Genomic DNA, 18,587 nt, shown 5'->3' with positions numbered 1-18,587 from the left:
TACCGCTGGGGTGTTCGTTCGGGGTGAGCGGCGCGAGGACGGTGAGGGTCAGTCTTCTGGGGTGTGGGGGGTGGCGCCGGCAAGGGTTTCGGCTAGGAGGGTCTCCTCGGTGGAGCCTTGCCGCCAGTAGCCCATGAACTCGACGGACTCGCGGGGCATGCCGCGGTCTTTGACGAGGTGGCGGCGCATGGTCCGGACGGCGCCGGCCTCGCCCGCGATCCAGGCGTAGTCGGCGGGCGGGGCCTTGCGGACGGCTTCGGTCAGCGGTTCGTCGCGGTTCCGGACGAGCCAGGTGACGTCGCGGGGGAGGTCCTGGCGGTCGTCGTCGTGGGCGATCTGGACGTAGACGTGCGCGGTGGTGGCGGGCGGCAGGGACTCCAGGTTCGCGCCGATGGCGGGGAGGGCCGATTCGTCCCCGGCGATCAGGATCGTCCTGGCGGAGGGCGGGGGCGCGAACTCGACGCCGCCGTTGTCGGGGGCGGTCGGGCCGAGGGCGAGGAGGCGGTCGCCGGGGCCTGCCGTGCTCGCCCAGCGGGAGGCGGGGCCGAGGTCGCCGTGCAGGGCGAAGTCGACGTCCACCTCGCCGGGGCGCTGGGCGCGGACGGTGAAGGTGCGCATGACGGCCCGCTCGGACGGGTCGAGCGCGCGCCAGGCGGCGAACCAGTCGTCGTCCGGGACGTCCGGCATGACCGGGCGGTCCTGGTGCGGGTGCGGGAAGAACAGCTTGAAGCGCTGGTCGCGGCCGCCGGAGACGAAGCCGTCGGGCGCGGCGAGGGTGATCCGGACCATGGACGGGCCGAGGCGCGTGGCATGGAGCACCGGCATGTCGAAGAAGCGGAACATCAGGCCACCTTCCTCGCGTTCTTGATCGTCTCGGCGAGCCGCTCGATGATCGGGGCGCAGCCCGCGTAGGAGAAGCGGGGCTCGGGGTCCCAGCCGAACACCTGGTTCGCCTTCACGGCGGGCAGGTTGCCCCAGGACGGCTTGGACCCGAGGTCCTTTGGCTGGAGGGCCTGGGTGCGGGCGTCCAGCAGGATCACGTCCGCCTTGTACTTGCCGGCGTTCTCCCAGCTCAGCGACTCGAAATAGCCGGTCTGGTCGATCTTGGACGGGACGATGACCTCGACGCCCAGCTGCCTGAAGAACTGCAGGTCGGCGTTCTTGGCCGGGGACGAGGCGTAGAAGAGGTCGGGGCTCGCGGACGCGGCGAGCACCTTCACGCCCTTGTTCGCGGCGACGGCCTGGCGCAGGGACGCGACGGCCTTGTCGAAGCGGTCCTTGGCGGCGAGGTTGGTGGGGGAGCGCAGGTCCGCGTCGAGCGCGGTGGCGAGCGCGGCGTAGTGCTCGATGGGCGTGGTGAGCGTGGTGTCGCCCGCCTGGATCCCGACGCTCGGCGCCAGCTTGAAGATCTTGTCCTTGCTCTCGGCGGGGACGTAGAACAGGTTCGGCTTGACGAACATGTGGTCCACGAGCAGCTCGGGCCGCAGCGCCGCGTACTTCTCGATGTTGAACTCGCCGTACGCGTTGCCGATGACCTCGACCTTGCTGACGTCCACGTCGCCCACCTGCGGGTCGCGGCTGCCGTCCTTGCGCTTGGCCGGCCCGTACACGCCGACGATGCGGTCGGTCACGCCGAAGTCCCAGAGCGCGGCGGCGGCTCCGACGTAGGCGACGACGCGGCGCGGACGCGTCTTCGCCTCGGCCTTCTGGCCCCGGTCGTCGGTGAAGGACCACGCGCCGCCGTCGGCGCCCTTCGCGTCGCCGCTGGTTCCGCCGCACGCGGCGAGGACGGCGCCGAGGGCGAGCGCGCCGCCCGCGCCGAGCAGGCCGCGCCGGGACAGGCGGGAGGAGGCGAGGTTCGTCATGTCGTGCGTTCTCCGAGGTCAGGGGTTGCGGGGGACGCCTATCGGTCCGATAGGCAGGACTTAGGTTAACCTAACCTAAGTTTTTGTCCAGGGCCATGGCCGGGTCCCCGCCGGCCCGGCCCGCCGGCCGTCCGGGCCGGGTGTCCGGTCCGCCGTCCAGGAGTCGAGGAGTCGCCCGTGAGCCCGCCCCCCCTGTCCCGCGCGCGGCGGTTCGCCGCCGCCGCCGTCCTGCTGGCGGCCGTGCTCGCGCTGAGCCTCGCGGTCGGGGCGCGCCCGCTCGGGCCGGACGAGGTGTGGCGCGGCCTCACCGACTCCGGGACCGAGGCGTACGCGGTCGTCCACCAGATGCGGCTGCCGCGCACGCTGCTCGGGCTCGTCGTCGGCGTGGCGCTCGGCCTCGCCGGGGCGCTGATGCAGTCGCTCACCCGCAACCCGCTCGCCGACCCCGGGCTGCTCGGCATCAACGTCGGCGCGTCCGCGGCGGTCGTCACCGCGATCTCGTTCCTCGGCGTCACGTCGTTCGCCGGGTACGTGTGGTTCGCGTTCGCGGGGGCGGGCGCCGTGGCCGTCCTGCTGTACGGGATCGGCGGCGGGCGCGCCGCGACCCCGGCGCGGCTCGCGCTCGCCGGAGCGGCGATCAACGCGGCGCTGTACTCCTACGTCAGCGCCGTCCAGCTCCTCGACACCGCCTCGCTCGACCGGATGCGGTTCTGGACGGTCGGCAGCCTCGCCGCCGCGCAGACCTCCACCGTGCAGAAGGTCACGCCGTTCGTCCTGGTCGGCGTCGTGCTCGCGGTCGTGCTGGCCCGCCCGCTGAACGCGCTCGCGATGGGCGACGACACGGCGCGGGCGCTCGGCGCGCGGCCCGCCCTGGTGCGCGGTACCGGGATCGCCGCGGTCACGCTGCTCTGCGGCGCGGCGACCGCCGCGTGCGGGCCGGTGGTGTTCCTCGGCCTGATGGTGCCGCACCTCGTCCGCGCGATCACCGGCCCTGACCTGCGGTTCCTCCTCCCGTACAGCGCGCTCGCCGCGCCCGTGCTGATGCTCGGGGCGGACGTCGTCGGACGCGTCGTCGCCCGTCCCGGCGAGGTGCAGGTCGGCGTCCTGACGGTCGTGCTCGGCGGGCCGTTCTTCCTCTTCTTCGTCCGGCGCCGGAAGGTGGCGGCACTGTGAACGGGAGCAGCGTGTCGAGCGGCACTACGGCCGACGGCACTGCGGTGGGCGGCGCGGCGGTGGGCGGCGCTGCGGCGGGCGGCGCGGCGAACCGCGGGGTGGTGCTGGTCAGGACGGGTGGGGTCTCGCTCAAGCTGAACGCGCGGGCGGTGCTCGTCGGCGCCGCGTGCGCGGTGGCCGCGCTGGTCGTGAGCGTGTTCGCGATCGGCGGCGGCGACTACCCGCTGAGTTTCGGCGAGGTCGTGCGCGCCGTTTTCGGGCACGGCGACGCGTCCACCGACTTCATCGTCAACCAGCTGCGGCTGCCGCGCGCGGCGACCGCGCTCGCCGTCGGCGCGGCGCTCGGCCTCGCGGGCGCGCTGTTCCAGTCCCTCGCGCGGAACCCGCTCGGCAGTCCTGACCTGCTCGGATTCACGCAAGGGTCGACCATGGGGGTGCTGGTCGCGATCGTCCTGCTGGGCGGGAGCAGCCTCGCGCTCGCGGCGGGCGCGGTGATCGGCGGAGTGCTGACCGGCGTGCTGATCGTCCTGCTGGTCGGACGGAACGGCGCGCACGGGCAGCGGCTCGTCCTCGTGGGCGTCGGGATCGCGGCGATCCTCACCGGCGTGAACGGCTACCTGCTCACGAAGGCGCAGATCACCGAGGCCGCGCGGGCCGTCCTGTGGCTGACGGGCAGCCTGGACGGACGCGACTGGAAACAGGCCGCCCCGCTGCTCGTGATGCTCGCGCTAGCGGGCGCCATCACCGTCTCGTGCGGGCGCGCGATGCGGACGCTCGAAATGGGGGACGAGGCGGCACGCGCGCTCGGCGTCCCGGTGGACCGCGTCCGCGGCCTGCTCCTCGCCGTGGCCGTGCTGCTCGCGGCGCTCGCCGCGGCGGCCGCCGGACCCGTGTCGTTCGTCGCGCTCACCGCGCCGCAGCCCGCCCGCCGCCTGACCCGCGCGTCCGGACCGAACGCGCTGCCCTCCGCGTGCCTCGGCGCGGCGATGCTCGCCGCCGCCGACCTCGCCGGGCAGCGGCTCGTCCCCGGCCACCAGCTCCCCGTCGGCGTCGTCACCGGCCTGCTCGGCGGCGGCTACCTGATCTGGCTGCTCTCCACCGAACGAAAGGCAGGACGCCTGTGACCCCCGCGAAGACCGGCGCATCGATCACCGCGAAGACCGGCGCATCGACCCCCGCGAAGGCCACGGACGCGGCCGCCGGGACGCATGCCGAAAGCGCCGCTCCGAGGCTCGCCGCGTCTGGGCTGACCTTGGCCTACGACCGGCGCGTCATCGCCGAGGGCCTGGACGTCGCCATCCCGGACGCGTCGTTCACCGTCGTCGTAGGCCCGAACGCGTGCGGGAAGTCCACGCTCCTGCGCGCGCTCGCGCGCGTGCTGCGCCCGACGGCCGGGACGGTGACACTGGACGGTGAGAAGATCGCGTCCTGGCCCGCGCGCAAGCTCGCGCGGACGCTCGGCCTGCTCCCGCAGTCGTCCGTCGCGCCGGAGGGCATCACCGTCGCGGACCTGGTCGCGCGCGGCCGGTACCCGCACCAGGGCCTGCTGCGGCAGTGGTCGCGCGAGGACGAGCGGGTCGTCGCCGAGTCGATGGAGGCGACGGGCGTGGCGGCGCTCGCGTCCCGGGGCGTGGACGAGCTGTCCGGCGGCCAGCGGCAGCGGGTGTGGATCGCGATGGCCCTCGCCCAGCAGACGTCCCTCCTGCTGCTGGACGAGCCGACCACGTTCCTCGACATCGCGCACCAGATCGAGGTGCTCGACCTGTGCGCGCGGCTGCACGCCGAGGGCCGCACGGTCGTGGCCGTCCTGCACGACCTGAACCAGGCCGCCCGCTACGCCACCCACCTGGTCGCCATGCGGGACGGGCGGATCGTCGCCGAGGGCCCGCCCGCCGAGGTCGTCACCGCGGACCGGGTGGCGGAGGTGTTCGGCCTGCGCTGCCGCGTCATCGACGACCCGGAGTCCGGGACACCCCTGGTCGTCCCGGCGGCCCCGGCGGCTGGTTCCGGTTCGAGCGGTTCACCAGGGAATGTCGTGAAGGTCACGCAAGTCTGACCTGACCGGAGCGGCCAGAATGGTTGTACGGTTACAACGGTTATAGACCTACAACCAATGGAGGCCCGGGTGCCCGAGCTCAGCCACCGGCGCCGGCTGCTCGTGCTGGCGATCTGCTGCCTCAGCCTGCTGATGGTCAGCATCGACAACACCGTCCTCAACGTCGCGATCCCCGCGATGCAGCGCGACTTCCACGCCTCGATGTCGGGGCTGCAGTGGACGATCGACGCCTACCTGATCGTGGTCGCCGGGCTGATGATCACCTCCGGCTCGACCGCGGACCGGCTCGGCCGCCGCCGCGTCTTCCAGTTCGGGCTCGTCCTGTTCACGGCCGGGTCGCTGCTGTGCAGCCTCGCGCCCGGCCTCGGCTGGCTGGTCGCGGCGCGGGTCGTGCAGGCGGCCGGCGGGTCGATGCTCAACCCGGTGGCCATGTCGATCATCACCAACACCTTCACCGAGCCGCGCGAGCGGGCCCGCGCGATCGGCGTCTGGGGCGGCGTGGTCGGGATCAGCATGGCCGCCGGACCGCTGGTCGGCGGCGTCCTGGTCGACTCGGTCGGCTGGCGCTCGATCTTCTGGCTGAACCTGCCGATCGGGCTCGCCGCGCTCGTCCTGACCCGGCTGTTCGTGCCCGAGTCGCGCGCGCCGCACCCGCGCCGCCCGGACCCGGCCGGCCAGCTGCTCATGATCGTCACGCTCGGCGCGCTCACCTACGCGATCATCGAGGGCGCCGAGCTGGGCTGGACGTCCCCGGTGGTGCTCGGTTGCGCCGCGGCCGCCGCCCTCGCGCTCGCGCTGTTCGTCCGGCACGCGCTGCGCGTCCCCGAGCCGCTGATCGACGTCCGGTTCTTCCGCAGTCTGCCGTTCTCCGGCGCGACGCTGATCGCGATCTGCGCGTTCTCCGCGCTCGCCGGGTTCCTCTTCCTCAACTCGATCTACCTGCAGAGCGTGCGCGGGCTGACCGCGCTGCACGCCGGGCTCTACCTGCTGCCCATGGCCGCGGTGACCGGGATCGTCGCGCCGTTCTCCGGACGGCTCACCGGGTCGCGCGGCCCGCGCCTGCCGCTCCAGATCGCCGGGGCGACGATGCTGGCCAGCGCCCTGCTGTTCGCCGCGTTCGACGGCGAGACCCGCGACTCCACGCTGTTCGCCGCCTACATCCTGTTCGGCATCGGGTTCGGGACGGTCAACTCGCCGATCACCAACACCGCCGTCTCCGGCATGCCGCGCGCGCAGGCCGGGGTCGCCGCCGCCGTCGCGTCCACCAGCCGGCAGATCGGGCAGGCCCTCGGCGTCGCGGTCTTCGGCGCGGTCCTCGGCGTCGCGGGCGCCTCGACCGCGCACGGCGGCGGCGCGCATGGCGGCGGGGGCCGTCCGGCGCTCGCGGGCGCGGACTTCGTCGCCGCCGCCCGCCCCGCGTACTGGATCATGGCCGGTTGCGCGGCCGCCGTGCTGGTCCTCGGTACCATCACGACCGGACGGCGCGCCGTCCGCACCGCGGAGCGCACCGCCGCCGCCACCGCGACCGACACGCCGAGGACCCCGGTGAGGACCCCATGACGAGCACCCCGTCCACCCCCGGGACGTCCGGCTCCGGCGCGTCCGCGACGTCCGGCTCGGCCGAGGACGAGCCGGTCCGCCGGACGTGGACGAAGCTGCAGGTGCTGCTGCGCGTGCACGGCGACCGGCGGCAGGAGGCGACCGAGGCGCTCGGCATGAGCTTCTTCCGCATCAAGGCGCTGCGGCGCGTCGCGGCGCGCGGCCCGATCGCGCTGCGCGACCTGGCGGACCTGCTGCTCACCGACCGCCCCTACACGACCCTCGTGGTGGACGACCTGGCCGGGCGCGGGCTCGTCGAGCGCATCCCGAACCCGGCCGACCGGCGGTCCAAGCTCGTCCGCGCGACCGAGCCGGGCCTGGCCGCCGCCGCCGAGGCCGAGCGCATCCTCAAGACGCCGCCGCCCTCGATGTACGACCTGCCCGCCGACGATCTCGCCGCGCTCGACCGCATCATCGACCGCATCATGGCCGACCCCGAACCCGAGTCCCCGCCCTCGGCGGCATGGGCCTCGGAGTTCTAGTCACCGGACGTCGTAGTCGGCGAGATCCGGGCAAGCCGGACCCGATCAGCCGCTTGCACATCGGCTCGTCCGGCGGGGTGGGCTTGCGGCGCAGTGCGCCGCGCGTCAGGACGGGCGGTTGTGGCCGGCGTCGGCGTCCATGCGGGCCCAGTCGTCGTCCCACAGGGTGTCGCGGTAGCGGTCGCAGCGGCGGCGGACCGCCAGGTAGACGCCGAAGACGGGCAGCGCCACGGCCAGCCCGGCGCCCGTCGCGGCGTAGACGGTGTCGGTGACCGTCCGGCCGTGCGGGCGCGGCGGTGTGGTGGCGTTGCCGTGCAGGTCGACCCAGATCCTGTGGTGCGAGCCCGCCTTGGCGTTCTTCCAGGCCGTCAGCACGCCGACGCGGGTGCTGCCGTCGGGCGCGGTCCAGTGCGCGCGCAGCGTCTCGTGCACGTACCGGTCGCCCGCCGGGCCCACGCCGATCGCCTCGGCCGTCGCTACCGCGTGGTACCGGACGGACCGCTCCGCGTGCTCCGCCTTCATCCCGGCCCGGTACGACCAGGTCGCGCAGGACAGCGCGGCCAGCGGCGCCGCGATCAGCACCAGGCCGAGCAGGACGTAGGCGATGGCGCGCTGGACCCGGTCGACCGGACGGCGCAGCTCGCTCGGCAGCAGGCCCGCTCTTCGCGCCCAACGGCGCAGCCGCGCGCCGGCCGCCTGCCTCGCGTCCCCGTCCTCGGCGGCGTGGCGCCGCGCCCCGGAACGGAACCAGCTCATCGTCGTCACCTCCCCGGGAGAACCCGGCAAGAGGCCCTTGGCCATCCTTTGCCAGGATATTCCCGAGTGCGGCTCCGGGCACAGACCCGATACGTTTTCGGGAGGTCCGTTAGGCCCGTCGCGTGGCCCGCAGCCCCTGCCGTCACTGGCTTCCCGGCCGGTCGGGCCGCAAGGCAAAATTTCTGACCCACCCTGGTTATGGACGGTCCGGATGCAGTCATGATCCACCCGCGCGCGGGCGGCGGCGGCGTTTTGCGGTCATGTCCCGGACGGGCCGTCCTCGCGGACCAGGGCGAGCAGCTCGGCCACTCCGGCCGCGGCGCCCTTCGCGTAGGTGTCGACGTCGGGCATCGCGTCGAAGTCGGCGGTGATCCCGAAGTAGAGCGTCCCGCAGTAGGAGATGATCGCCGTCGCGACGCGGATCCCGCCGGTGAGCGGGACGTACGGGTGCAGTTCGAGCAGCCTGCGCCCCATCACGTACAGCGGGAAGTCGGGGCCGGGCACGTTCGTCGTCACCGTCTGGACGAGCCCCTGCCGCAGCCGCACGGGCATCCGCGCCGCGAGCGACAGCAGCGCCGGGGCGACGGCGGTGTCGGTGAGGCGGGTGAGCGTCCGGGTGCCCGCCGCCTGCTCGCTGCGCTTCACGTCGTCGGTCTGCTCGCGGATCCGGCGCAGCCGCTCCAGCGGGTCCGGCACGCCCACCGGCAGGTTCACGAACACGGCCGCGACGCGGTTGTTCATCTCGCCGCGCTGGCTCTGCTCGCGGACCGACACCGGCACCGCCGACCGGACGATCGAGTCCGGCGCGAGGTCGCCGCGCGCGTTCAGCAGGTCCCGGAACCCGGCGGTCACCGCGGCGAGGACGACGTCGTTGACCGTCCCGCCGAGGGTCCGCTTGACCGCCTTCACCTCGTCCAGCGGGACGGTCTGCCAGCACCAGCGGCGGTGCGGGCCGATCGGGCCGTTCAGCGACGCCGCCGCCGGGCGCGCGAACCTGGCCGTCGCCCGGCCCGCGCCGAGCGCGAACGCGCCGATCCGCCGCAGGTCCCGCGCGACGCCGAACTCGCGCGCCACGTCCACGCCCTGCGCGACGGGCCGGGTGACCGCGCGCCGCGCCGCGTCCGCGAGCAGGTCCAGCGCGGACGGCTCGGGCGCGGGCGTCCACGGCTGCGGCTCGTCCGGCGGGCGGTAGTCGGGGGACAGGTCGAACATGACGGTCGCCAGGTCCATGCCGGCGACGCCGTCCACCATGCAGTGGTGCACCTTGGCGATCAGCGCCCAGCGGTCGTCCGCCAGGCCCTCCACCAGCCAGATCTCCCACAGCGGCTTGTCCGGGTCGAGGCGCTGGCCGAGCACCCGGCCGGCCAGGTTGCGCAGCTGCTCGTCGGTGCCCGGGCCCGGCACGGCCGTGTGCCGCACGTGGTACAGGATGTTGAAGTGCGGGTCGTCCGCCCAGACGGGCCGTCCGAGGTGCAGCGGGACGCTCCGGACCCGCTGCCGGTAGCGCGGCACGAGCGGCAGCCGCGCCACGATCTGCCGGATCACGTCGCCGTAGGACGGCGCGGGGCCCTCGAACACCACCACCGACGCCACGTGCAGCGGGGTGTTCTCGTCCTCCAGGAGGTAGAAGCTGGCGTCGAGCCCGGACATGTGATGCACCGTCGCCTCACACTCTCGTGTTGTGCTGCCAGGGGTGCGTAAGAGGCTTCCCATTGACACGCCGTCCAACCGGCATAGGCGCCAGGCGTTGTTCGAGTGCACGCCGCGCGGGTTCAGCGGGCGACGCGTGCGGGCTCAGGCGGCGGCGGAGCGTGCGCGGCGGCGCGGACGGCGCGTCCTGGACGGGACGGCGCGCGGGATCGTCTGCTCGCGGACGAACGCGCCGATCTCGTGCAGCGCCGCCAGCCCCTCCGGAACCAGGTCGGCGAACACCTGGAAGACGTGCACCTGGTTCTCCCAGACCTGCAACCGGCACGGGACGCCCGCGGCGGTGAGGCGCTCGGCCATCAGCTCGGCGTCCGGGAGCAGCATCTCGCTGGAGCTGACCTGGATCAGCGTCGGCGGCAGGTCGCCCAGCTCACCGTTCACCGGCGACGCGGCCGGGTCCACGGCGCCCTCGGTGAGCAGCGCCGCGAGCCGCCGGACGCGGCGCGCCGGCAGGTAGGCGTCGGACCGCGCGTTGGCGTGCTCGACCTTGGCGGTGTGGTCGAGGTCGGTGAGCGGCGCGACCGCGACCAGCCCCGCCGGGCGCGGCAGCCCCTCCTCCATCGCGCGCAGCGTCGCCGCGAAGGTGAGGAACCCGCCCGCCGAGTCGCCCGCGACGACGATCCGGTCCGCGGAGTAGCCCTGGCCGAGCAGCCAGCGGTACGCCTTGACGCAGTCCTCGACGGAGGCCGCGAGCGGAGCCTGCGGCAGCTGCCGGTACGCGACCGACAGGACGGGCGCCCCGGACGCCGCGGCGATCCGCGCGATCATCCGGCGGTGCGTGCGCAGCCCGCAGGAGAAGAACCCGCCGCCGTGGAAGTACAGCACCGCCCGGTCGGACGCGGCGTGCGGCGCGCGCACCCACTCGGCGCGGAAGTCGTCGAACGGCACCGGCTCGACCTCCGCCCAGCGCGGCGTCGGCAGCGCGAGCGGCGCGGCGAGGTCGATCGCGACCGCCGGACGCAGGCCGCGGTGCGTCAGCGGCCACACCGACAGCAGCGGGCCGACCGTCAGGCGCAGCCCGCGCGCGGTCAGCCGGGACCGGACGGTCGTGCCGGGCCGGGACTCGACGAGAGGCTGCATGTTCTCTCCCCACGGTGCGCGGACGCGGTCGCCGTGCGCTCCCGGCGGCCGGTCGGGACACCTGGTGACCAAGCGGTCATTCGGGTGACCCTGCGTCAACCTCGCACCGCTGCGATCACCATGTCAAGAGGTTCACGCGCAGGAAACGTGACGTCCGGACGCGCCTTGTCACACGGCTACTAAATTCGACGGACCGGTGCGCACTCCAGTTCACCCCGCGCCGCTCTTTAGGGGTTCAGAGCATTTTCTGAGGGGTGGGGGCAGTCCTCGCGGGCGGGGCGGACCGCGAGTGCGGCGAGCGCGCCGAGCACGCACAGCCCCGCGGTGATCCAGAAGATCTCCTGGTACTCGGTGTGCAGCGCCGCCTTCACCGCCGCCTTGTACGCCGCGAACTTCTCCTTGAAGCCCTCGTCGAACGGCAGCGGCATCTCCAGGTGCGCCGTCAGGTCGCCGAACCGGTAGAAGCCCCATGCGGACAGCCCGGCGATGCCGAGCAGCATCCCCATCATCCGCGCGACGACCACCGCCGCCGACGCGACCCCGTGCCGCGCCGCCGGGACGAACCGCAGCACCGCCGACGACACCGGCGCGATCACCAGCCCGAGGCCCAGCCCGGTGACCACCAGGTCGGCGTCCACCCGGGGGACGGGCCCGTACGAGGCGTGCACGGCGTCCAGGGGCCAGGTCGCGATCAGGACGAACCCGACCGCCGCGACCGCCATCCCGGCGGCCATCGGCCACCGCTCACCGAACCGGCGCGCGAGCCATCCGCCGCCGACGGCCGCGATCGGCAGCGCGACCAGGAACCGCGTGAGCAGCAGCGCGCCGCCCACGTCGTCCTTGCCGAGCAGGGTGCGCGCCATCAGCACGACGTCCACCAGCGTGGCCATCAGCGCGGCCCCGGACAGCAGGCTGACGCCGAGCGTCGCCAGCAGCGGACCCCGCCGGACGCCGGACAGGTCGAACAGCCGCGTCCGCGCCCGCATCTCCCACAGGACGAACACGACCAGCGCGGCAAGCCCCGCCGGAAGCAGCGCCCACCCCCACGGCGGCAGCGCCGACCGCTGCGGATCCGGGTTGTAGAGCCCCACGACCAGCAGCCCGAGCCCGAGCGCCAGGAGCGCGCCGCCCACGACGTCCACGCCCTGAGCCCGCTCCTTCGGCCGTCCGCCGGGCACCGTGAAGAACACCGCGACCATCGCCGCCACGCTCAGCGGGACGTTGATCCAGAAGATCGCGCGCCAGCCCAGCGCCGCCGCGACGCCCACCCCGTACAGCGGGCCGAGCACGCTGCCGAGCTCCTGCGCCGCGCCGACCGCGCCGAGCACGACCGACCGGTTCCGCTCCGGCCACAGGTCCCCGGCGAGCGCCATCGTCACCGGCAGCAGCGCGCCTCCGGCAACGCCCTGCACGACCCGTCCGGCCGTCAGCGCCCAGATCGCGTCCTTGCCGTCCAGGTGCACCGGCCACTCCCCGGCGAGCGCCGTGACCAGCGACCCGACCGCGAACAGCGCCAGGCACCCCTGCAGGACGGCCCGCCGCCCGAACCGGTCCGACAGCTGCCCGAGCAGCGGCATCGCCGCCACGTACCCGAGCAGGAACCCGGTGATCACCGGCGTGATCCGCTCCAGCCGGTTCACCGGCAGGCTCAGGTCGGTCACGATCGTGACCAGCACCGTGGAGATCACGTACGCGTCCAGCGAGGCCAGCAGCACCACCGCCGCCCCGACCCCGATCGCGGTCCGCCGCCTGCCGTCCGCCGCCACCTCGGCGGCCCCGGCCGTCACGGTCACTGCGGCGCGCTGATCTTGTAGGGCTGGTCGTACTCGGTGAACACGATCGTCGCCGAGCCGCCCTTCGGCATCGTCCCCTTCACCTGGACGAGCCGGTGCGACGCCTTGTCGATCCACAGCTGCCCCGGCAGGTCGCTGTCGATGCCCGGAACGATCTTCCCGATGGACGCCTTGGGCAGCGTCCCGCCGACCCGGTAGCAGTCCTTGCCGTTGACCTTCTCCTCCGCCTGCGCCTTCGGGTCCGAGATCGACGACAGCATCTTCGCGACCCCCCGGTCCGGATCGAGCACCGCCGAGGTGTCGTACATCGTCCCGGCCAGCAGCTTCGGCACCTTCCGCCAGCTCTTGCCGGTCACGCCCTTGATGTACACCGAGTCACCGACCGCGACCAGCTGCATCTCCCCGACGGCCCCGGACTGCGCGACCTGCACCGTCCCCTCGCCGTCCCCGTTGCGCAGCAGCTTCAGGTCGCCCCCGTGCACCATCAGCCCCGGATCGCCCTCGGTCCGCAGCGTCACCCCGACGCTGGTGACCTTCCCCATCGCGTCCGCCGACTGCTTCACCACCTGCGCGGCGTCGAAATGGGCCGTGGTCTCCTTCGACCCGCCCCCGCCCTTGCACCCCGCCGCGACCAGCAGGGCGACCACCACGACCACGAACCGCCGCACAACCTTGGACATAGCCCGGACCCTACCGACCGGTCACCACCCCCGTCACTCGGCACGAGGTATGATCCCGCCCCACCCCAGAGGACTACGGTGGCCGCCCCACGCCTCCCGCCGCTAAGATGAGCCCCGACACGCCCCCAGACCGCACCAGCACACCCGGGGGTGACTCCAGGGGCGGTAGCTCAGCCGGTCAGAGCAGGGGACTCATAATCCCTGGGTCGCGGGTTCGAGTCCCGCCCGCCCTACCTGATCAAAACCCCCTGACCTGCGAAAACGCGATCCGGGCCTGGACTTTCCAAGATCATGGGAACACCATGGGAACACCAGGTTTTCCGGGAGCCCCGGGGGAGCGGCAAGCCACGACCGGAAAGGCGGCGCGGGGTTACCAAGGGACGGTCTGGCCGAAGCGGTCCAGATAGGCCAGGCCGGGCGTGCCCAGTCGGGAGAGCAGGACGTCCACGAGCAAGGGGACGGTGTCCTCGATGGTGAACGGCGCGTCCGGACCACCCAGGGCGGTGCGTATCCAGCCCGGCGCCATGAGGACGAAGGCCCGCTGCGTCTCAGGTTGCCGGGCCGCGAAGCTCCGCATGAACATGTTCAGGGCTGCTTTGCTTCCCCGGTAGACCTCGCGGCCTCCGGTCGTGTTGTTCGTGATGCTGGCCTGTCCGGAGGACATCGCCCCGAGGAGTCCCGCCGGTGGAACCAGGTCTTCGAGGGCTTCGATCACGCGCATGGGGCTGAGCGCGTTGGTGACCATCACGTCGATGAAGTCGGCTGTCGGAACCGCGCCGATGGGCGTCTGCTCGTTGTTGGTGGTGCCCGCATTGACGAAGAGCACGTCGAGTCGGCGGTGCGCCAGACGTTCGTGCAGCGGGGGCAGGTGGTCGGGGTCGTTGATATCGAGATGCTCGATGGTCACCCGACCGTCGGCGTGGTCCGCGAGTTCGTGCAGCGGCGTTCGGGCAGTGGTGTCGCGAACGGTGCCGACGACGTTCCAGCCCCTGTCGAGGAACTCCGCCGCCATCGCGTGGCCGAGGCCGCGCGAGGCGCCGACGATGAGGGCGGTCGGTGGGTGTTGTTGGGTGCCAGTCGATGACATCCAGCGTCATCTCCGTTCTTCGAGCGTTGTACTCCGTTCGGGCATCGTCGATGCCCCGGGATCGGCACAGGGCGCTGCCAACTGTGCGCTTCAAGTGTTCCGTCCTGCCTTCCTCGCAGGCGAGCCACGAGCGCTCGTTTGTAGGATTACCGATATGGCAAGGGGTGCTCATGACGGAATCCGCTTCAGTGCAGCCTGACGATGTGCGAATCATTCGGGCGCTGCAGATCGCTCCGCGGGCGTCGTTCGCGGCGATCGCGACCGCTCTCGGCCTGACCGAGGGCGCCGTCAACCGTCGGTATCGCCGCCTGCGCGCCGACGGCGTCATCCGCGTGGCCGGCGTGGTCAACCCGGGCGCCCTGGGGCAGAGCAGGTGGCTGGTGCGACTGCGCTGCCGCCCCGGCAGTGTCGCGGCGATCGCCGACGCGCTCGCCGACCGTGACGACGTGAATTGGGTGGCCCTGAGCGCGGCGGGCTGCGAGATCACCTGCGCGATCCAGTCGCGGACGCGGGAGCAACGCGAGGACCTCCTGGGGCAGCGGCTTCCCCGCACCGCAGCGGTGCTCGACATCAACGCCTTCGCCATGCTCCGCCAATTCCTCGGAGGCCGCGCCCACTACTGGTCCGCCCTGCAGGGCACCCTGTCCCCGGATGAGGAGGCGGCGCTGGGGAGCGGCGGGCCCCCCTTCGCCGAGTCTCCGGTCGTCACTCGCGAGCCCGTACACCTCACCCCCGAGGACGAGAAGATGCTCGATGCGCTCGCCGCGGACGGCCGCGCCAGCCTCGTCGATCTCGCCGCAGCCGCCGACCTCACCCCGGGACGCGTCTCGCGACGCCTTGACGCTCTGCTCCAGCACCGCGCCGTCCACATCGACGTCGAGATCGCCGCAGCGGCCATGGGGTATCACGCTCGCGCGAACCTCTGGCTTCGCGTGCACCCGTCGGCGGTGAAGAGCGCGGGCCGCGCACTGGCGCAGGAACCCGAGATCGCGTTCGCCGCGGCCATCTCCGGGCCCTGGAACATCCACGCCGTCGCACACTGCCGGGACCTCGACGAACTGTTCGAGTTCACCTCGGACCGCATCGGGTCCCTGACCGGACTGCAGAGCATGGAGGTCTCACCCGTGCTGAGGCACGTCAAGCAGGCCGGCACCCGGCTCTCCGACGATCGCCTCATCGAGCCGTCCAGCACTCGCCCGCGCCGCTGAGAGCCGGAGCCGCCACCACCTGCTCGCCCACCCGCACGAGCCGTCCCCGCCCCGAAACCCGCCTTCGAGCGACTGGAGCGAACGTGGCGACGGTGCCCGCTGTCGGCAGGTCGGCGGTGGAGGCGGAGTCGGCCAGCAGACCCCCCGCGCCGGCCGCGGCGTCGCCCAGCTCTTGGTCGGGCAGGTGCCCCGGCAGCTTGAGCGCATCAGCGACCAGCCCGTCCACCAAAACGGCCCTCGCTTGCGTCACCAGGCAGGGCCAGGACACCGGTCGCTACGCCAAGGCCGTCGAACAGCTCGGCTCGGCCCGGGGCGAGGTGCGGCTCGGCGGCATCTACGCGCTGCAACGCCTGGCCCAGGATTCCGGTCGCGACCGCCCGACCATCGTCCACGTGCTGGCCGCGTACGCGCGCACCCGATGGAGGCGCACCTGACCCCGCGCGAACCTGTGGCACGCAGACCTGTCCGGTGCGGACCTGACGGGGCGAATCTGCCGCAGGCGGTGCTGAGCTTTCGGGCGTTGAGCGGTTCCAAGCCGTCGCCGGTGGAGGCCCGTCGCCGGGGGCGCGGATAGTCGGCGGGCCCGCGGCTCCGGCGGCGGGCGTGGTGCGGGGCCAGTGGTCAGGGACCCGAGTCGGCGGGGTGGTCTGGGGACTGTTGCACTCAGTGCAGGGACGCGCAATCGACCAACACCACTTGCAACGGCTTTCCCGCAGGTCATCGGCCTGAGCTGCCGGTGTCAGGCGGACGCTGGGGCAGCGGCGTGAGTAGATGGTCGAGCATGGTGTGCAGGAACGTGCGGAAGCCTTCCAGGTCGCGGCCGCCGCTGTCGCTGTGGCGGTGGCGCCCTTGGTCCGAGCCGCTGCCGATGACGCCCCCGGACAGGAAGCCGTAGACGCACCAGACCACGCTCCAGACCAGGTAGTCGGGTGCGACGTCGGGCGGGAGGAGGTCCTTGATAGTGCCGGCGATCTGGACCGACAGGGACCGGGTGTAGCGCTCTTCAAGGTCGGGCAGGTCGGCGGCGTCGCCCATCCAGCGGTGCTGCCACAGCGCCAGGACGTGCGGATGGGCGACGAAGAAGTCCAAGTAGGCGTCCGCGAGCGTGATGACGCCCTGCTTGCTCGGGGTGAAGCGGGCGAGCGCGGCCTCCAGGGCGCTCCGTTCGAGGTCGTCGGCGTGCTGCATGACGGCCAGGTACATCTCCGCCTTGGTCCGGGCCACGCTGTGGACGACGTTGATGTCGTAGCCCGCCGCGTCGACGATCGTTTGCAGCGTCACCCCGTCGTACCCGAGTTCAGCGAATATCCGGAGGGCCGTCGCGATCAGGTGGTCGTGTTCTTCTCCCATCGTGTGATCACTGTAAGTCATGAGCGACCTGCGCTGTGTGCTCGCGGGGGTGGGAGTTGCGTTCCCACCCCTGTTCCCCCGGTCACCGTGTCCGGCCAGGGGCCATGGCGAAACGTCCTTGCCCGGGCGCAGAGGGGTGGACGAGGCGATCCAGCACGTTGAGGCCGAGGGCGGTGAGGCCAGGGACAAAGTGCGGCTGCCGGCCGGGTGCCAGGTGGGCGTGGTCGGTGAAGGACTGCCAGGCGGTGAGGGCGGCCAGCGGCAGGCTGGATGCGGCGACGCGATCGGTGGTCGTGGGCTTGGCGGCCAGCTGGGCCGCGGGGATGGTCACGTAGTCGGCCGCGCCGCCGCTGCCCGCGAAGTCCAGGAGTGCGTACACCGCGGCTGGGTTGGGCCCGGGTGGGTGCTCGACGGGTCGGCCGGCCGCGCTCCCCGATGGCGGCCATCGCTGTCTGCCGGGCCGCGACGGTGCCCCCCTCGCAGGGGGGTGCCTCTATGTCTTTCGTCAAGCGGGGCGTGGGGGTCTGTGTTCGTAGTGGGTGCCGTCGCGGAGCATGGCGAATAGGACGCTGATGCGGTGTCTGGCGAGGCGGAGGAGGGCTTGGGTGTGGGTTTTGCCGCGGGTGCGGCAGCGGTCGTAGTAGGTGCGGGAGGCTGGGTCGTGGAGGGCGGCGAAGGCGGAGAGGAACATGGCGCGTTTGAGTTGCCGGTTGCCGCCTCTGGGTGCGTGTTCGCCGGTGATCGAGGTGCCTGAGGACTTGGTCGCGGGGGCGAGGCCGGCGTAGGAGGCCAGGTGGCCGGGGGTGGGGAAGCTGGTGCCGTCGCCGACGGTGGCCAGCAGGACGGCGGCGGTCCTGGCTCCGACTCCGGGCATCGAGGTCAGGACCTGGGAAAGAGGGTGGGCCTCCAGCAGGGTTTCGATCTCGGTTTCAAGAGCCCGTCGCTGCTGGTGGACGGCTGCCAGGGAACGGGCGAGTGAGGGGATCACCAGGTCGAGGGTGCTGGTGCCGGGGACGATCACGGTCTGCTGGTCCAGGGCGTCGAAGACTTCGTCGATCAGCCGGGCTGCCATGCGCGGGGCCTTGGGTCTGATGGTCTCCATCAGTCTGCGGCGTCCGGCTTTGCGTAGAGCCTGCGGGGAGCCGTGGCGTTCCAGCAGCCAGGTGACGGCGGGGTGGTCCAGGCGCGGGCCCAGGATGCGTTCGAGGCTGGGGTGGAACTGGGTGAGCAGGCCGCGGATGCGGTTGCTGGTGCGGGTGGCCTCGGCCGCCAGGTCCTGGTCGAACCCGACCAGCACGGTCAGCTCGGCGGTGATCTGGTCGGCCAGCTCGAGTGTCCGCAGGGTGTGCGGCATGGTGCGTGCGGCGTCTGCGATCACCGCGGCGTCACGTGCGTCGGTTTTGGCCTCGCCCGGATACAGGTCGGCGATCCTGCGCATCGCCAGGCCGGGCAGGTAGGCGACCCTGCAGCCGGCGTCCCGGGCGACGGCCAGGGGCAGGGCGCCGATCGATGCGGGCTGGTCCACGATCACCAGGACGGTGCCGAACTTGCTGGTGAGCTTGTCCAACAGCGTGCGCAGCTTCGGTTCGCTGTTGGGCAGTTGCTTGTCGAAGACCTTCTTGCCGGACGGTGTCAGTCCGTGCCCGTGATGGAAGCTCTTACCGACGTCCAGACCGAGGAACACGCCCACGTCTTGGGTGCTGACCACTCCCACCATCCCAGGGAAGTTCCGGACGCCGGCCTCGGCGTCG

At 72.7% G+C, this 18,587-nt stretch carries 18 protein-coding genes, 1 tRNA gene and 1 pseudogene; 9 read left to right on the top strand and 11 right to left on the bottom strand.

The genetic code is table 11. The features are described 5' to 3' along the window. Nucleotides 1-48 precede the first annotated feature (48 nt). Both FHU30_RS20005 and FHU30_RS20000 read right to left on the bottom strand, forming a co-directional pair. Entirely contained in the window at nucleotides 49-843 is a 795-nt protein-coding gene (locus FHU30_RS20005; protein WP_253877765.1) for a siderophore-interacting protein, read from the bottom strand. Then, nucleotides 843-1,865: an ABC transporter substrate-binding protein gene (locus FHU30_RS20000; RefSeq protein ID WP_253877763.1), complete on the bottom strand. Its 1,023-nt coding sequence runs from the start codon at nucleotides 1,863-1,865 to the stop codon at nucleotides 843-845. The genes FHU30_RS20005 and FHU30_RS20000 overlap by 1 nt, the downstream gene beginning before the upstream one ends. Nucleotides 1,866-2,042: 177 nt before the next feature. On the opposite strand from FHU30_RS20000, the gene FHU30_RS19995 reads away from it, so the two are divergent. The 5 genes from FHU30_RS19995 (at nucleotide 2,043) to FHU30_RS19975 (ending at nucleotide 7,175) form a co-directional block, all read left to right on the top strand. After that, nucleotides 2,043-3,038: a FecCD family ABC transporter permease gene (locus FHU30_RS19995; RefSeq protein ID WP_253877761.1), complete on the top strand. Its 996-nt coding sequence runs from the start codon at nucleotides 2,043-2,045 to the stop codon at nucleotides 3,036-3,038. Then, nucleotides 3,035-4,162 (top strand): FecCD family ABC transporter permease, encoded by a 1,128-nt coding sequence (locus tag FHU30_RS19990; RefSeq protein ID WP_253877759.1) that lies wholly within the window; start codon nucleotides 3,035-3,037, stop codon nucleotides 4,160-4,162. The genes FHU30_RS19995 and FHU30_RS19990 overlap by 4 nt, the downstream gene beginning before the upstream one ends. Before the next feature lie 122 nt (nucleotides 4,163-4,284). After that, nucleotides 4,285-5,094, top strand: coding sequence for an ABC transporter ATP-binding protein (locus FHU30_RS19985; RefSeq protein ID WP_253878069.1), 810 nt, complete (start codon nucleotides 4,285-4,287; stop codon nucleotides 5,092-5,094). A 69-nt stretch (nucleotides 5,095-5,163) separates the two neighbouring features. Then, a complete protein-coding gene (locus tag FHU30_RS19980) occupies nucleotides 5,164-6,654 on the top strand; it encodes an MFS transporter (protein WP_253877757.1) in 1,491 nt (496 codons plus the stop codon). Further along, the gene (locus tag FHU30_RS19975; protein WP_253877755.1) at nucleotides 6,651-7,175 is read left to right on the top strand and encodes a MarR family winged helix-turn-helix transcriptional regulator; all 525 of its coding nucleotides are present in this window, start codon (nucleotides 6,651-6,653) and stop codon (nucleotides 7,173-7,175) included. The genes FHU30_RS19980 and FHU30_RS19975 overlap by 4 nt, the downstream gene beginning before the upstream one ends. A 105-nt stretch (nucleotides 7,176-7,280) precedes the next feature. Here FHU30_RS19975 and FHU30_RS19970 read toward each other — a convergent pair whose 3' ends face one another. From FHU30_RS19970 to FHU30_RS19950, 5 genes are all read right to left on the bottom strand, one after another. Further along, nucleotides 7,281-7,931: an Rv1733c family protein gene (locus FHU30_RS19970; protein WP_253877753.1), complete on the bottom strand. Its 651-nt coding sequence runs from the start codon at nucleotides 7,929-7,931 to the stop codon at nucleotides 7,281-7,283. A gap of 258 nt (nucleotides 7,932-8,189) precedes the next feature. Further along, on the bottom strand, nucleotides 8,190-9,581 hold the full coding sequence (locus FHU30_RS19965) for a WS/DGAT/MGAT family O-acyltransferase (protein WP_253877751.1): 1,392 nt from the start codon (nucleotides 9,579-9,581) through the stop codon (nucleotides 8,190-8,192). 144 nt (nucleotides 9,582-9,725) lie between these two features. Beyond that, nucleotides 9,726-10,718, bottom strand: coding sequence for an alpha/beta hydrolase (locus FHU30_RS19960; protein ID WP_253877749.1), 993 nt, complete (start codon nucleotides 10,716-10,718; stop codon nucleotides 9,726-9,728). Between the two features lie 227 nt (nucleotides 10,719-10,945). After that, entirely contained in the window at nucleotides 10,946-12,511 is a 1,566-nt protein-coding gene (locus FHU30_RS19955) for an MFS transporter (protein ID WP_253877747.1), read from the bottom strand. Then, nucleotides 12,508-13,191: an LppX_LprAFG lipoprotein gene (locus tag FHU30_RS19950; protein WP_253877745.1), complete on the bottom strand. Its 684-nt coding sequence runs from the start codon at nucleotides 13,189-13,191 to the stop codon at nucleotides 12,508-12,510. The genes FHU30_RS19955 and FHU30_RS19950 overlap by 4 nt, the downstream gene beginning before the upstream one ends. A gap of 159 nt (nucleotides 13,192-13,350) precedes the next feature. Here FHU30_RS19950 and FHU30_RS19945 point away from each other — a divergent pair. Next, nucleotides 13,351-13,424, top strand: a tRNA-Ile gene (locus FHU30_RS19945). 137 nt (nucleotides 13,425-13,561) lie between these two features. Here the strand turns inward: FHU30_RS19945 and FHU30_RS19940 are convergent. Further along, nucleotides 13,562-14,278 (bottom strand): SDR family oxidoreductase, encoded by a 717-nt coding sequence (locus tag FHU30_RS19940; protein WP_301323298.1) that lies wholly within the window; start codon nucleotides 14,276-14,278, stop codon nucleotides 13,562-13,564. A 203-nt stretch (nucleotides 14,279-14,481) separates the two neighbouring features. On the opposite strand from FHU30_RS19940, the gene FHU30_RS19935 reads away from it, so the two are divergent. The 3 genes and pseudogenes from FHU30_RS19935 to FHU30_RS47680 form a co-directional block, all read left to right on the top strand. Beyond that, entirely contained in the window at nucleotides 14,482-15,486 is a 1,005-nt protein-coding gene (locus tag FHU30_RS19935) for an Lrp/AsnC family transcriptional regulator (RefSeq protein ID WP_253877742.1), read from the top strand. A gap of 197 nt (nucleotides 15,487-15,683) precedes the next feature. Next, nucleotides 15,684-15,920: a hypothetical protein gene (locus FHU30_RS19930; RefSeq protein WP_253878075.1), complete on the top strand. Its 237-nt coding sequence runs from the start codon at nucleotides 15,684-15,686 to the stop codon at nucleotides 15,918-15,920. A 6-nt stretch (nucleotides 15,921-15,926) separates the two neighbouring features. Continuing rightward, nucleotides 15,927-15,995: pseudogene (locus FHU30_RS47680) on the top strand (pentapeptide repeat-containing protein); the annotation flags it as partial. Nucleotides 15,996-16,203: 208 nt separating this feature from the next. On the opposite strand, the gene FHU30_RS19925 reads toward FHU30_RS47680, so the two are convergent. The 3 genes from FHU30_RS19925 to FHU30_RS19915 all read right to left on the bottom strand — a co-directional run bounded on the left by FHU30_RS19925 (nucleotide 16,204) and on the right by FHU30_RS19915 (nucleotide 18,553). Then, nucleotides 16,204-16,836: a TetR/AcrR family transcriptional regulator gene (locus tag FHU30_RS19925; RefSeq protein ID WP_253877740.1), complete on the bottom strand. Its 633-nt coding sequence runs from the start codon at nucleotides 16,834-16,836 to the stop codon at nucleotides 16,204-16,206. Nucleotides 16,837-16,918: 82 nt separating this feature from the next. After that, nucleotides 16,919-17,215: a hypothetical protein gene (locus FHU30_RS19920; RefSeq protein WP_253877738.1), complete on the bottom strand. Its 297-nt coding sequence runs from the start codon at nucleotides 17,213-17,215 to the stop codon at nucleotides 16,919-16,921. Nucleotides 17,216-17,341: 126 nt separating this feature from the next. After that, entirely contained in the window at nucleotides 17,342-18,553 is a 1,212-nt protein-coding gene (locus tag FHU30_RS19915; RefSeq protein ID WP_301323427.1) for an IS110 family RNA-guided transposase, read from the bottom strand. Nucleotides 18,554-18,587: the final 34 nt, after the last annotated feature.

It is taken from the genome of Actinomadura rupiterrae (assembly GCF_024172125.1).
Lineage (GTDB): Bacteria > Actinomycetota > Actinomycetes > Streptosporangiales > Streptosporangiaceae > Spirillospora > Spirillospora rupiterrae.
Note: the sequence above shows the minus strand (reverse complement) of the source record. Positions and strands in the feature narration are given on the sequence as shown.

What these genes read in the sequence shown, in the direction of transcription:
- FHU30_RS19960 (WP_253877749.1), bottom strand. Translation starts at nt 10,718, where the DNA reads ATGCAGCCTCTCGTCGAGTCCCGGCCCGGCACGACCGTCCGGTCCCGG.
- FHU30_RS19975 (WP_253877755.1), top strand. Translation starts at nt 6,651, where the DNA reads ATGACGAGCACCCCGTCCACCCCCGGGACGTCCGGCTCCGGCGCGTCC.
- FHU30_RS19950 (WP_253877745.1), bottom strand. Translation starts at nt 13,191, where the DNA reads ATGTCCAAGGTTGTGCGGCGGTTCGTGGTCGTGGTGGTCGCCCTGCTG.
- FHU30_RS19965 (WP_253877751.1), bottom strand. Translation starts at nt 9,581, where the DNA reads ATGTCCGGGCTCGACGCCAGCTTCTACCTCCTGGAGGACGAGAACACC.
- FHU30_RS19970 (WP_253877753.1), bottom strand. Translation starts at nt 7,931, where the DNA reads ATGAGCTGGTTCCGTTCCGGGGCGCGGCGCCACGCCGCCGAGGACGGG.
- FHU30_RS19915 (WP_301323427.1), bottom strand. Translation starts at nt 18,553, where the DNA reads ATGGTGGGAGTGGTCAGCACCCAAGACGTGGGCGTGTTCCTCGGTCTG.
- FHU30_RS19925 (WP_253877740.1), bottom strand. Translation starts at nt 16,836, where the DNA reads ATGGGAGAAGAACACGACCACCTGATCGCGACGGCCCTCCGGATATTC.
- FHU30_RS19940 (WP_301323298.1), bottom strand. Translation starts at nt 14,278, where the DNA reads ATGTCATCGACTGGCACCCAACAACACCCACCGACCGCCCTCATCGTC.
- FHU30_RS20005 (WP_253877765.1), bottom strand. Translation starts at nt 843, where the DNA reads ATGTTCCGCTTCTTCGACATGCCGGTGCTCCATGCCACGCGCCTCGGC.
- FHU30_RS20000 (WP_253877763.1), bottom strand. Translation starts at nt 1,865, where the DNA reads ATGACGAACCTCGCCTCCTCCCGCCTGTCCCGGCGCGGCCTGCTCGGC.